10 protein-coding genes are annotated in these 13,182 nt (G+C 59.0%); all 10 read right to left on the bottom strand.

Annotation, left to right across the window (positions count from 1 at the left end; all coding sequences use genetic code 11):
- Window positions 1-45: 45 nt before the first annotated feature.
- Window positions 46-1,056 (bottom strand): 5-dehydro-2-deoxygluconokinase, encoded by a 1,011-nt coding sequence (gene iolC, locus AC6ROY_RS02245; protein ID WP_500098331.1) that lies wholly within the window; start codon window positions 1,054-1,056, stop codon window positions 46-48.
- 5 nt (window positions 1,057-1,061) lie between these two features.
- The gene (iolE, locus tag AC6ROY_RS02240; protein ID WP_500098330.1) at window positions 1,062-1,976 is read right to left on the bottom strand and encodes a myo-inosose-2 dehydratase; all 915 of its coding nucleotides are present in this window, start codon (window positions 1,974-1,976) and stop codon (window positions 1,062-1,064) included.
- 67 nt (window positions 1,977-2,043) lie between these two features.
- Window positions 2,044-3,903, bottom strand: coding sequence for a 3D-(3,5/4)-trihydroxycyclohexane-1,2-dione acylhydrolase (decyclizing) (gene iolD, locus AC6ROY_RS02235; protein ID WP_500098329.1), 1,860 nt, complete (start codon window positions 3,901-3,903; stop codon window positions 2,044-2,046).
- Between the two features lie 160 nt (window positions 3,904-4,063).
- Entirely contained in the window at window positions 4,064-4,741 is a 678-nt protein-coding gene (locus tag AC6ROY_RS02230; RefSeq protein ID WP_500098328.1) for a hypothetical protein, read from the bottom strand.
- 262 nt (window positions 4,742-5,003) lie between these two features.
- Complete coding sequence (locus AC6ROY_RS02225; protein ID WP_500098327.1) at window positions 5,004-6,194, bottom strand: MFS transporter; 1,191 nt, start codon at window positions 6,192-6,194, stop codon at window positions 5,004-5,006.
- Between the two features lies 1 nt (window position 6,195).
- Window positions 6,196-8,493, bottom strand: coding sequence for a glycoside hydrolase family 88/105 protein (locus tag AC6ROY_RS02220; protein WP_500098326.1), 2,298 nt, complete (start codon window positions 8,491-8,493; stop codon window positions 6,196-6,198).
- A complete protein-coding gene (locus AC6ROY_RS02215) occupies window positions 8,494-10,254 on the bottom strand; it encodes a hypothetical protein (RefSeq protein WP_500098325.1) in 1,761 nt (586 codons plus the stop codon).
- On the bottom strand, window positions 10,251-11,225 hold the full coding sequence (locus AC6ROY_RS02210; protein ID WP_500098324.1) for a sugar phosphate isomerase/epimerase family protein: 975 nt from the start codon (window positions 11,223-11,225) through the stop codon (window positions 10,251-10,253). The genes AC6ROY_RS02215 and AC6ROY_RS02210 overlap by 4 nt, the downstream gene beginning before the upstream one ends.
- A gap of 91 nt (window positions 11,226-11,316) precedes the next feature.
- On the bottom strand, window positions 11,317-12,189 hold the full coding sequence (locus tag AC6ROY_RS02205; RefSeq protein WP_500098323.1) for a carbohydrate ABC transporter permease: 873 nt from the start codon (window positions 12,187-12,189) through the stop codon (window positions 11,317-11,319).
- A gap of 24 nt (window positions 12,190-12,213) precedes the next feature.
- Complete coding sequence (locus AC6ROY_RS02200) at window positions 12,214-13,143, bottom strand: ABC transporter permease (protein WP_500098645.1); 930 nt, start codon at window positions 13,141-13,143, stop codon at window positions 12,214-12,216.
- Between the last annotated feature and the right edge of the window lie 39 nt (window positions 13,144-13,182).

Raw genomic sequence — 13,182 nt, 5'->3', positions numbered from 1 at the left:
GTTGACAAGTTGCGATCAAGTTGCGGTTAAATGAGGATGCGCGAATCAGGAAGCCGTAATTTCGCCGCGGTTGCAGCGTTCAATATAATCATTCACCTGCTCAGTCGTCGGCATCGCGTCAGAGCAGCTGTGGCTGGAAATGACGATACACGCCGCAGCGCTGCCGTACTCCATGCTTTGCTCCAGGCTCCAGCCCTGCATAACCCCGTACAGGAAGCCGGCCGCGTAGGAATCGCCTGCGCCGAACGTCTTGACGACCTTCGCCGGGAAGCTTTGCGCCCGATGGCCTTCGCCGTCCTGCGTATACGCAATCGAGCCTTCCTTGCCGTGCTTGATGATGACGATTTTAGCCGAGTAGCTGAACCATTTGGACGCGGTCACCCGGTCGCTACGCTCCGGATTTTGCTCAAAGCGCTCCATCATATCGAATTCCTCGCGCGTGCCGAGGATAATGTCGCATTTCTCTGCCGCCAGATTGTAATAAACGGCTGTTTCTTCCGCCGAGGTCCAGGTGTACGGACGGTAGTCAAGGTCAAATACAACAACCGCGCCATGCTTGCGGGCGAAGTCCAGCGCCTGGAACACCGCTTCGCGCGACGGGCTTTGCGCCAGCGCCGTACCGGAGATCAGCAGCACCTTCGCCTGGCTGATCAGCTCCTCCTGCACCTCGCTTGGCTTGAGCTTGAGGTCGGCCACGTTGTCGCGGTACATCAGGATACTGCAATCGGTCGGGCTTTTGATTTCTGTAAAGGCAAGTCCCGTCACCGCGCCCGTATCATCGGTCACAACGTTGCGCGTGTCGATGCTGTTGCGCTGCAAGTAATCGGTGATAAACCGTCCCATCTGGTCGTTCGCCACCTTGCCGATAAAGGCCGTGCTCAGTCCGAGACGCGACATGCCGATCGTAATGTTGGCAGGCGAGCCGCCGACATACTTGGTGAAGGTCATGGTTTGCTCCATCGGGCGGTTGATTTCATTGGCGTTCAGGTCGATGCACAGCCGTCCGATGGCGACGAAGTCAAGCGGCTTAGCCGCGTTAAAGGAAACGTAAGTCATGCGATTCATACCCCTTTCTCGGATGAGCTTGCCAGCTCGTTCAAATACGCGATGGATTTGGCGGCATATTCGCGGGCCGGATGCAGTCCAGGGTCCTGCTCGCCCTCCAGCGTCGCCCAGCCGCTGTAGCCGCGGCTGATCAGCTCGGCGATAATCGGCCCGAACGACAGGCAGCCGTCGCCGGGAACGGTGAACACGCCTTTGCGGATGCAGGTGACAAAGTCCACGCCCTCGGCTCTCGCCGCGTCCAGTACCTCTTGACGAATATCCTTGAGATGCACGTAAGCAATCCGGTCATAATGCTTGCGCAGCATCGTCAGCGGGTCCGCCCCGCCGTAGTAGGCATGGCCGGTGTCAAACAGCAGGTATACAAGCTCCGGATCGGTCAGCTCCATCAGCCGGTCCACTTCCTCCGGCGATTCAATCGCCGTCCCGCCATGGTGATGGTACGTCAGCTTCAGCCCGTATTCGCGCGCAATCGCACCTGCCGCATTCAGCCCTTCGGCTACATGCTTCCAGCCGTCCGCATCGAGCCGCTCGACAGTCTTCTCATGCGGCGTGCGGCGCGGATCGAAATGCAGCGACCCGCCAACCTCGCAGGTGCTGATGACCGTCGCGCCCATCCCGTGCAGAAACTGCACATGCTTGCGGTACGCCTCCAGCTCCTGCTCGCGGTAAGCCGGATCGGAGAACAAGACCGATTTCCACTGGGATACAAGGGCGATTCCCCGTTTATCCAATTCCGCCTTCAGCACGGCGGGGTCCGTCGGATATTTGCGGCCCATCTCCGTCCCCTTCAGTCCGAGCGCCGCGATATCATCTACAATTTGCTCAAAGGTTGTGTCGTCGCCATGCTCCTTCACGTCCTCGCCTACCCAGTTGATCGGATGCACCGCCAATGGAAAAGGAAGCTTGCTCATGCTCATATCCCCTTTGCTTATGTCCTCGGTATGTGCTAAGTCCTCGCTATCAGCGATATCAACGATATCAGATCAGCTTGACGCCGTCCTTGCGCGCCTGCATCTCGCCGTGCGCCGCAAGCACCCGCTCGCTGGCCGACACCTCGGCCACGCCGACATGCCACCAGGACTCGTATCCGCCGGCCTGCGTGCCAGGCACGACCGAGATGCAGATCAGCGTCGTGCCTGGCTCCTGCTTGGCTTGCGCCAGCGCCTCGCGCAGCTCGTCTGCCGTCTTCGCCTCGTAAGCCTGCGCGCCCATGCTGCGTGCATGCGCGGCGAAGTCTACCGGCATATAGTCGCCGTTTAACCGCCCCGTCTGCGAGCTGCGATAGCGGAATTCATTGCCGAAGCCTTGGCTGCCGTGTCCCTTCTGAAGCGAGTGGATGCACTGGAAGCCATGATTGTCGAACAGCAGCACGGTCAGCTTGCGCCCTTCCTGCAGGCTCGTCAGCAGCTCGGAGTGCAGCATCAGATAGCTGCCGTCGCCGACAAGCGCATACACGTCGCGCTCCGGCTCGGCAAGCGCTGCGCCGAACGCGCCGCTTACCTCATAGCCCATGCAGGAGAAGCCGTATTCCATATGGTACGTCTTCGGCTCTACCGCCCGCCACAGCCGGTGCAGATCGCCAGGCAAGCTGCCTGCGGCGCAGACGATAATCGAAGACGGATCAATCGTTTCATTGATGATGCCAAGCGCATGCGTCTGGGCAAATCCAGCCTCATGCTCCAGCGTATACAGCCGGTCAACCTCTGCGTCCCACTGCCGCTTCAATCCGGCAATTTCGCCGTCCGCATAACCGCTGCGGTAGCCTTGCGCCGCCGCTTGCAGCGCCTGCAGCCCGAGCCGGGCATCCGCCGTGACGGCCACGCCATTCAGCTTCGAGGAGTCAAACGCGTTCACGTTCAGATTAATAAACTGAACCTCTGCGTGGCTGAACGCCGATTTCGACGCCGTTGTGAAATCGGAGTAACGCGTGCCGACGCCGATAATGAGATCGGCCTCCGCCGCCAGCCGATTGGCCGCCAATGTGCCGGTTACGCCAACCGCGCCGACGGACAGCGGATGGTTCCAGGCGATGGAGCTTTTACCTGCTTGCGTCTCCGCGACCGGAATATGAAACGCTTCCGCGAAAGCGCGCAGCTCCTGCACCGCGGACGCGTACAGCACGCCGCCGCCCGCGATCAGCAGCGGACGCTTCTTGCCCTGCAGCAGCTTCGCCGCCCGCGCCACCGCATCGCCCGCTGGCGGACGGCGGTCAATATAATGGACCTGCTTGTCGAAGAAGGATGCCGGGTAATCGTACGCCTCGGCCTGCACATCCTGCGGCAGCGCCAGCGTAACGGCTCCGGTATTCTCCGGATCGGTCAATACGCGGATCGCCTGGGTCGCCGCCGTCATCAGCTGCTCCGGCCGGACGATGCGGTCCCAATATTTGCTGACCGGCTTGAAGGCATCGGTTGCGGCTATTGTATAATCAGAGCGGACCTCCAGCTGCTGCAGCACCGGATCAGGCTGTCTGGACGCAAACTCGTCGCCCGGCAGCAGCAGCACCGGAATATGATTCACCGTCGCGGTGGCCGCAGCGGTAACCATATTTAACGCGCCCGGTCCGATGGACGAGGTGCAAGCATAGATTTGCAGCCGATTGCTTTGCTTGGCAAACGCCGCCGCCGCATGCACCATACCCTGCTCATTTTTACCTTGAATAAATTCGAGTCCCTCGGAGCTGTATTCCAGCGCTTCTCCGAGCCCGGTCACATTCCCGTGACCGAAAATCCCCATAACACCCTTAATGAATTTCGTTTCCACTCCATCCCTGCTAACATATTGATTGTTCAAAAAACGAAGCAGGGCTTGAGCCACCGTAAGCCGGATCGTGCTCATAAGCAGAACGCTCTCCTTTCAAAGATAAGCTTAGATTAAGCGCTTAACTGATGTAAGCAGCAAGCGCTTCCTTCGTAGAGGATTAAGCGCTTAATCCGATGTTACTACAGAATTAAATTTGCGGCAATCTTTTTTTCCGCAAGCCGTGCCGAGGGCGCGTTTAGGCGCGCCCTTCCGCTGTCAGCCGGTCCAGCAGCGCATTCATGCGCTGCGGAATTTCCGCCTGAAGCTGCGGCCACGGGACGAAAGCTCCGTCGCTCCAGCTATAAGGCTCGTACCGGTAGGACGGCGCAAAGCGGAACGTCTGCAGATGCGCCTCCGCCAGCCGATCGTGCACCTCCGTGCCGGGATATTGCCCGCTGAACATGTCCGGCACCAGCACGCCTTCGCTGCCGGCCTGCTCCTGGCAGCAGGCCGGCACGTTCGGCAGCAGCCGGAACAGCTCCGGCAGCGGCGAAAACGCATGCTTGCCCGCCTGAACAAGCAGCCGCACATGGGTAGTCTGCTCCAGATTGCTGCGGTCGGGCAGCAGGCTCAGCAAATATTTGCCGTGGAAGCTCGCCTCCGCCCGAACAACCTGCCCGTCATGACCGATAAATATCCACACATGCTCCAGATCATACAAATGCTGAATATCGTAATCCCAGTACACCGCATACTCCAGTACGCCCCGCACCGTCGTCGGGTCAAATTCGATGCGGCGGCGAAAGGACGGCGAAGCGCCCGGCTGCTCCAAAAACGAAACCCCTGCCCGAATCGGCTCAAACGGCTCCTCGGTATCCAGACTCATCGCCGGGGCATAGCGCCATGCCAGCTCCAGCAGCTCGGCTTGTGTCATGCCGGTTCAGCTCCCTTTCTGCGTGATGTCGTCAGCAGCCTCGTGCGGCACAGAAAAAATGCCACTGCTTACTGTGCCTGTGCCTGTGCCGCCAACGGCAGCACACCCATTTCCTTGTTCATTTCAGGAACGGGCGTCTATTCCATGGCATACATTTCCACGACCTCTCACTCGGCATCCATTCGTCCACTTATCCGCCTGTCTCCTGCTACCTGTCCAGTTGTCCACTTATCCACCTGTTCAGCGGTCAGCCCCCGGCGGATTACATGCCCGTTTCATGCGGCAGCGCAGCCGACCTGCGGCGCACTCGCATCAGCAGCATGAAGCCGAGCGCGCTCAGCAAGGACAAGCATGCGGTAAAGCGGTACATCGCCGCGAACCCGTAGCTGTCGATCAGCCAGCCTCCCGCATTGCTCGCGGCCAGCATCGCCAGATTCGAGCTGACGACGGCAAATAACGTCTGCGCGGTCGTCCCCTGCTCCGGCGGGCTTGCCTTGTGCATATAAGCAATGCCCGTTGCGACCAGCAGGGCAAAGGTTACGCCGTGCAGCAGCTGCGCGGCGGCCAGCCAGCCAAACGACGGCGCCACGGACAGCAGCCCCCAGCGGAGCGCAGCCGCTGCGCCGACCGCAGCCAGCAGAGGAAAGGGGCCGAACCGCTTGAGCAGCCGCCCCGCCAGCCAAAACAGCGGCAGCTCCGACAAAGCTGCAATCGTGTTGAGCAGACCGATCCGGGCCGACGCTCCTTCCCCCATGCCCCCGACATAAACGGAGAAAAAGACGTTGTTGGCCGCCGAGCCAAACGACATGATAAAAATAAGCGCCAGAAACACCAGCATGCCGCGATCGCCCAGAAAAGACTTCAGCCCGGCCAGCAGCGGGCGGCCCTGCTGCTTCAGCGGAGCCGTCCCCTTCTCGATCAGCAGCAGCGAGCCAAACAACAGCGCCATCAGCACCGCATACGCCGTAAACATATGCTGGATGCCCGCGCTCGCGTAATACAAGCCAAGCAGTGTGGAGGCGATTCCGAAGCTGATCGAGCCAAGCAGCCGGATGCCTCCGTAGCTGAGCGCATGCTTCTCGGCATGGCGCACCGTCAGCGCTTCACTGATCGGCCCCATGGCTGAATAGGTCAGCGAAAGTCCGAGTGCAGCAAGCATGTAAACAGCGAAATACGTCCCTGCGATCAGGTAGCCGAAGGCAAACAGCGGCGCCAGCACGGCCGAAAGCAGCAAAATGGCCCGTTCCGCCCGGTAACGGTCGCACAGCATGCCCCACAAGGGCTGAATGAACAACCCGACGATCGGCCCGATGGAAAACAGCAGCCCGATCTGGCGGTTGTCCAAGCCCTGCTCAGCGAACCAGAAGCTGAGATACGGCCCGAACGCCCCCTGCGTCATATAAAACACAAAGATAAATAAATGCATGGAATATTTGCCTTGTGAGGCGCTCATGTTACTCCCCGGCTTTCCGCAGCTGCTCCTGCAGCTTGCAAACCTCCACACCGGCAAGCAGCATAATGCCGATGCCGTGATTGTCATTCAGAACCGTGCGCAAATCGTCCTTGTAGTACTCCGCATGGAACGCGTAACGCGAGCCGCTGCACACGCGATGCACATTGCCCTGCTGGTCAATCGCCTGACGTGTCAGCCCTTCCCAGCCCAGCAGCGCCTGCCGGTAAAACGATTCCGGATGGTCGTACCAGCCGAACCGCACTCCGCGCGCAAAGGCATACGTAAACATCGCCGTGCAGGATGCCTCCTCATAAGCGTCAGCCTCGTTCAGCACTTGACGCCACAAGCCGCTGTCCGCCTGCAGACGGGCTACGCCGGCGCACATCTCGTTGAAAAACCGGAGTATCGCCGGACGGTCCGGATGGTCCTCCGGCAGCGCGGCGAGCAGCTCCGACATGGAGAACAGACACCAGCCGTTGCCGCGTCCCCATGGAATGCCGGTCTGCACGTTGTATTTGAAGTCGAAAACATGCGACACCAGCGCATGCTCGGGCATGTACAAGTAATTTTTGAACAGCAGGAACTGCCTGGCCGCTTCATCCAGCGCCTCCCGCTTGCCGGTAATCCGCGCATACCGGATCAGGAACGGCGTGCTCATATACAGGTCGTCGGCCCACATCGTGTCGGCCGCATATTCGCCCGGACATTTCCGGTAAAACGCCCCGTCCTCCCGACGCTCCAGCTTGTTCAGAATAAAGTCGGCGATCACATCCGCCACTTCAAGGAAGCCCGGATTTTGCCATTCGGCGTACGCCTCCAGCATCGCTGAGCCGAAGGAGCCGCAGTTGTCCAGCATTTTGATCAGCACCAGCTGATGGTTAATTCCCGGAAACCCGTAGGTATCGCGGTCCCAGCGGGAATACGCATACATATCGGTGCAGGCGGCGATGTGCGCCAGCGCGTAGCCGATCAGATCGCCACGCTCCAGCAGCCGTCCGGTCTGCAGCAGGCCGTACATCGTGACGCCCAGCGGATAATCCCAGCGGGCAAAGTTTGAGCCGCCGCCGGTCGTCCATTTGCTGCTGAGCATCGCATTTTCATAAAAGGGCCGAGGGCGCAAGCCCGGCGAATCCAGCCGCCAGTAGGTGACGCCGGCGCCAGACGATTCTGCCGCACTGCCGCCTTCCAGCGGGAACAGCGCCTGCATCGTCTGCAGCTGCGCAGGGGCAAGCTCCGCTCCCGGCGCAAACGGTCCGGCATACAGCCACGCGGCCGTTGTGCCGTGAATCGCGACCGGCTGCGCCCAGGCGCAAGCTCCCGTCTCGCTTGCGGCGGCCTCCAGCCGGAAGCCCCAGCCGTCCGCCCCGCATGCCGTGCGGACCAGCACATCGTGCTTGCCCGGCGGCAGCGGACGGGACAGCTCATGGGCGAACTCGCCCGGCGCGTCCAGCGTCAGCTCCGGCTCGCCGTTAATCCACAGCTGCAGCGGCCCGGCAGTGAAGCCGGTCAGCTGCAGCCTTTGCGCGCCGCCGCCCGCGGCGAGCGGCACAACCAGCTTCGACCAGGCTGCCGCATGCCGTCCCGGCTGCCGTCCGTACAAGCGTTCGGCGGCCAGCTTCGTCAGCTCAGCCTGCGGCCAGGCTTGCCGCGGCAGCCAGCCCAGCCCGCTGTCCTGCTCGCTCGCGAGCAGCCGCTCGGCGCGGCCGTCCAGCAGCCGGCCCTCCGCGTCCTCCGGCCAGCAGTCCGCGTCCATCGGCGCGGAATACACCCAGCCCGCCTGCCCGCTGCGCTCGGCGAACGGCGTCAGCACGTGCAGGATACGCACCTTCCCCTCCTCGGCGCCGAGGTGGCAGCCGAAGCCGGAGGTCGTTTTGCGCAGCTTCACGATCAGGCTGTTCCAGCCCTTTTGCAGATCAATCGGCACCTTCACAACTTCATCGGGCTTGATCTCCTGCACGACCGTCGAGCGGAAAATACGCTGTCCATTCAAATACACCGTCACCGGACCGAAGCAATCGACAAGCAGCTCGACCGAGCGCTCCGACGCTTCGCGCAGCAAGCCGCACGCATACGCGTATTGTCCGGGCTTGGCCTCCGGCAGCCGCTGCGCCAGATCGAGATCGTACAGCCCGTCTGCCGTCTGCAGCACGCCATCCTCGCGGAAGGCGCGGTACACAAACGGAATAGCCGGACTTGCGCCTACGTAGCGGTTGGCGATCGTGGCGACCATGCCGCGCTCATCCGTACCGAGCGCAGCGCGGACGCTGTTTTCTTCTTCCCAGGCGATTGAAGCTGCCATCTAGCCTTCCTCCCCGTCCCGCTCCAAACGCAGCGTAAATGTATGATCAAGCGGCGTCACCAGATTGACGAGCACCGTCTGCACGCCCGGCAGCGCCGGATCGACGCGCAGCACCGGCGCCGTATGCTCCTGCGCGCCCGCCGTCAGCACCAGCCGGTCCGCACCCGCCTGCACGCGAATTTCGCCGCCGGTCCAGAAGTGCGCTTCGTCGCTGATCCGCACCAGCCCTTCACCCTCCAGCCTTGCTTCCTTCGCGAATGTAAACGCAACCTGCGTCAGCACATCCGGCAGATCCTGGGCTTTAACCTGCAGCTTCCATGTATCGGAGACGGAGGCGACATCAATCGCCAGGCGATGCTTCTGCAGATGCGTCACCGGACGCAGGTGATGCGGCAGCAAATACCATGGGCTGATCGGCTGACTGGCCGACGCAGGCAGCGCTGCCTTGGGCACCGGTCCTGCATAGCCCTTCTCCAGCTCAACCCCGAGCCGGTAGCCGTCCTCGGTCCGCTCCAGCTCCTCCAGCTCGACGAGTCCAGGCGAGAAGGATGTAAACAGCCGCGTACCGAGCAGATGAGCCGCCCCGTGCCGCAGCGAGAAAAACGACGGGCCGCGCGTCACAATCGTCGCGCTTAATTCCCCCTCGCGCCGCCGGATGACGGATGAGCCGAAGGACAGATGCATCGAGCTGTGCTCGATTTTATCGTGGTGGCCGACCGCAGCGCGGGCTGCCAAATCCGCTTCGATCGGATGATGCTCATTGATCCATTTCGTATAGGAGACCGGCAGCGGAGCGCGCTCCAGCCCGCTGAGCCGCGTTTGCGGAAACAGCAGATAACCAAGCATCGCATGGTTATTGACAGGCCCCAGACGCGACAAATGTTCGCTTGCCAAATCAGACATGGCCGCGAACAACGCGTCCTGATCGAGTGCCGCCATCAGATGGTAGATCAGGTAATATTCAGATAAATCCGCCCGCTGGCCGAAGTCCTGGCGACCCGAATATTCGGTGACGATGTCGCCGTTCGGATGCACCAGATACATCATCATGCGCAAATTGCGCCGCACCGGCTCCAGCAGCTCCGGCTTATTCAGCAGCGTTGCTGTATGATACAGCATAATATCGTTGACCGTATTGTAGATGCCGTGGCTCCGCTCCGTCCACTCGCCGTCCTCCGAGCAGTCCATCCCTTCGGCCAGCCATTCCTCTACCCGCCCGGTCAACGCTTCGCCGCCGAAAATATCATGCAGCCAGGCCAGCGCCGAGGTCAGCACCCAGCGGTGATTCGGCGTATGACAGCCGCCTGTCAGCATCGCAGGAATGGTGCGCTCCAGAAACAGCTTGACCTTCAGTCGCGCATTGTCCGCCTGCGCCCCGCCGTCCCGCTCCAGCAGCCGGTACAGCTGGCCGAGGCCGGTGACGACGAAGCCGGTGTCCGGCGGCGAATGATAGTTGGTCCATCTGGGAGAAATCGTCCCATCCTCATGCTGGCGCTCCAGCATGTAATCGGCGGCCAGCTCCAGCCCGGCGGCCAGCCCGGCATCCCGATAAAACGCGGAATCCGGGTTGACCAGCGCGCAGCCCATCGCGGCCATCCAGCCAGCGGTGCCCATATGGGTCGGACTCGGCAAGCCGGTCGCTTCCTCCACGACGCCGCCGAAATGGCGGCTGTCCGGGTCCATGACCTGCCTTTGCAGCGCAGTACGCACGGCATTATCGTTCATCGCAAGCAGACTGGCGTAATACGGATCAAGACTCATGCAGTTGTCCCCTCTTCGCGCGGCAGCGCCGCAATTTTCTGCTTCAGCAGTTGGTGGCTCCGCTCAATTTCCTCCGGGGTGCAGACTGCCTTCAATTCGTACACCTTCAGCGGAGCATCGCGCACAATTTCAACGAAGTCATCGAAGTCATCCGTCCCGCTGTGGACATAAGGGCAATAATGGTCGGACAATCCGACCGTTTCATGAATGTGAATGCCATAGATATAGCGCTTAACCTCCTGCAAATCCTTCACGCTATCATACAAGCCCATCCGATCCATCATCATCGCGTGGCCGAAATCGTACCACAAATAAACAGGCGCGCCCTTCAGCTCGTCAATGATAGTCTTCGCCTCATGCGGCGTCGGCATCTGATAGCAGCGCGAGCGGGTTTCGATCCCGACGGCCATCTTGTACCCTTTCCGGGCAATATGGTCGCACACTTCTTCCAGACTTTCACGAATGCGTCTCGCATAATACGGACTCAAGCGTTCACGGCGCTCCAGCATCTCGGCCCACAACGTCCGGTAAGCTTCGGACTCCCTGCCTTGTTCATGATACAACCGCTTCAGCCGGGCGTCAATATTGTCCTCGAACGGCACTTCGCCGGGATGAACGACAACCGCCTCCGCTCCATAGCGGGCCGCATAATCTATGGAACGGTTCAGCAGCTCAATCGACCGCTTCCGCTTTGCTTCGTCCTCGAAGCCAAGCAGCACGGAATCTGTGCCGTAATCCGGATCAGGATCATGCGGGAACGTGTTGTGTACGCTGGAGATGCCGATTTCCCCGCGCTCAATCATCGGCTCAATCGTCGCCAGCAGCTCATCGGTCACATTATAGTTCAGCTCAACCCGGCGGAAGCCAAGCGCCTTGATTTCCTCAATCATCCCGCTTCCGGTCTGATGGCGCTTGATATTCCAGCAGGTGGAGAACGAATATTCTTCTTTATCGGTAAACAGTTGGCTCATCGCGTCTCAAGTCCTCTCTGTCTCGTCAAGTCGTCCTAGTCGTTGTCACGGCTCGGCCGGGCATGCGCGTAGCGAAGCGTTCGCCGCTCGTTTATCCCTTCACCGCACCCAGCATAATGCCCGATACGAAGTAACGCTGCAGCCACGGATAGATGAGCAAAATCGGAAGTGTCGCAAACATAACGCTTGCAGCCTTGAGGCTTTCCGGCAAAAACTGGACAAGCTGCGTACCTTCGAGCTGCATCAGGTCGTTCAACGTATTGTTCATAATGAGTTGATACAGCTTGAGCTGAAGCGGGTACATCTTCGGATCGGTAATATAAAACAAGGAATCCATAAATCCGTTCCAGCGGTTCACCGCGTAAAACAAGCTCAGGGTGGCAATAACCGGCATCGACAGCGGCAGCACAATTTGCGTCAGTACCCGGATATGACCGGCGCCATCCATCTCGGCCGACTCATGCAGGCTCGAAGGAATAGATTGGAAAAAGTTAATAAGAATAATCAGATTAAACGGACTGATCAGCAGCGGCAAAATCAACGCCCACATGGAGTTGACCAGATGCAGCTCTTTCATCAAAATATATTCGGGAATGATACCGCCGCTGAAAAACATCGTAATGACGATCAACAGCATAAAAAATTTCTTGCCCTTCAGATAATCCTTGGTCAACGGATAAGCGGCCATCGCCGTCATCGCCATACACGACACGGTAAAAATCAACGTCAGCATCACTGTAAAGCCCATCGACTTGATCATCGAAACGTCGCTCAGCACCTTGCGGTAGGCTTCAAAGCTGACTTCAATCGGGAAAACCGTGACAAGACCTGACATAATCGCCCGATTGGAGCTAAGCGAAATCGAGAAAATGTGCAGAAACGGGATCAAGCATAACGCAAGCGTAATAAAAATAAGCAGGTTGATCGTCCAGTCAATCACGCGGTCATTTGTTTTGGTCGGCATAGATGCGCTCCTTTCTCAGCGGGGCTAAAGAATCCCTTGGTCCGTTGTTTTCTTGGCAAAGTAATTCGCACTCAAAATAAACACAAGTCCGACAACAGCCTGGAAAAATCCGACCCCGGTCGCCAGCGAATACTGGCCGGACTGCAAGCCCATCTTGTATACGAACGTACTCAGCACCTCGGAATACTCGCTAACCGACACGTTGCCCAGCACGTACGGACGTTCAAACCCAATTTGCACCAGTTCGCCCAGCTTCAAAATGAGCAGCACGACAATTGTCGGCTTGATGCCCGGAATCGTAATGTAGCGAATTTTAGTGAATCTGCCTGCGCCATCCACATCCGCAGCCTCATACAGCTCCTTGTTAATGCCTGTCATCGCGGCCAAATAAATGATCGTCCCCCAGCCTGCGCTATTCCATACACCGGTCGCTAGGTAAGTTAAAACCCAATAGTTCTTATCGGACAACCAAGGAATTGACTCCAGACCGATGTTATTCAGCAGACCGTTGGCCATTCCCGACTTGGTAGCGAATACTTGGTACACGATCCCTCCGACAATTACCCAGGAAATGAAATGAGGCAAATACAAAATCGTTTGCGACAGCTTCTTGTACATCGCATTTTTCAGTTCATTCAGCAAAATTGCCAAAATAATGGGAGCCGGAAACGAAACGAGCAGATCAAGCAGGTTCAGCGCCAGCGTGTTGCGCAGTGCGACATAAAATTCACGCATTTTGAAAATGGACTTAAACGTTTCAAAGCCAATCCAGGGGCTGGCATTGATGCCTTGAAACAAGTTAAATTTCTTGAAAGCAATCGTCACGCCATACATCGGGCCATATTTAAATACCAGGAAGTACGCGATCGGCAGCATCAGCAGCGCATAAAGCTGCCAGTTCCGCCGCATATATACTTTGAAAGCGCCTTGCCGGGTACGAGTATGCTTATTCATCGGTACAGTCGTTTCTGCATCCATCTCCATACTGCTCTC

The organism is Paenibacillus sp. sg306046 (assembly GCF_059821225.1).
Note: the sequence above shows the minus strand (reverse complement) of the source record. Positions and strands in the feature narration are given on the sequence as shown.

Bases quoted from the DNA above. Each gene is read 5' to 3' on its own strand.
- iolD (WP_500098329.1), bottom strand. From the start codon at position 3,903: ATGAGCACGATCCGGCTTACGGTGGCTCAAGCCCTGCTTCGTTTTTTG.
- iolE (WP_500098330.1), bottom strand. From the start codon at position 1,976: ATGAGCAAGCTTCCTTTTCCATTGGCGGTGCATCCGATCAACTGGGTA.
- AC6ROY_RS02210 (WP_500098324.1), bottom strand. From the start codon at position 11,225: ATGAGCCAACTGTTTACCGATAAAGAAGAATATTCGTTCTCCACCTGC.
- AC6ROY_RS02200 (WP_500098645.1), bottom strand. From the start codon at position 13,143: ATGAATAAGCATACTCGTACCCGGCAAGGCGCTTTCAAAGTATATATG.
- iolC (WP_500098331.1), bottom strand. From the start codon at position 1,056: ATGACTTACGTTTCCTTTAACGCGGCTAAGCCGCTTGACTTCGTCGCC.
- AC6ROY_RS02215 (WP_500098325.1), bottom strand. From the start codon at position 10,254: ATGAGTCTTGATCCGTATTACGCCAGTCTGCTTGCGATGAACGATAAT.
- AC6ROY_RS02220 (WP_500098326.1), bottom strand. From the start codon at position 8,493: ATGGCAGCTTCAATCGCCTGGGAAGAAGAAAACAGCGTCCGCGCTGCG.
- AC6ROY_RS02225 (WP_500098327.1), bottom strand. From the start codon at position 6,194: ATGAGCGCCTCACAAGGCAAATATTCCATGCATTTATTTATCTTTGTG.
- AC6ROY_RS02230 (WP_500098328.1), bottom strand. From the start codon at position 4,741: ATGACACAAGCCGAGCTGCTGGAGCTGGCATGGCGCTATGCCCCGGCG.
- AC6ROY_RS02205 (WP_500098323.1), bottom strand. From the start codon at position 12,189: ATGCCGACCAAAACAAATGACCGCGTGATTGACTGGACGATCAACCTG.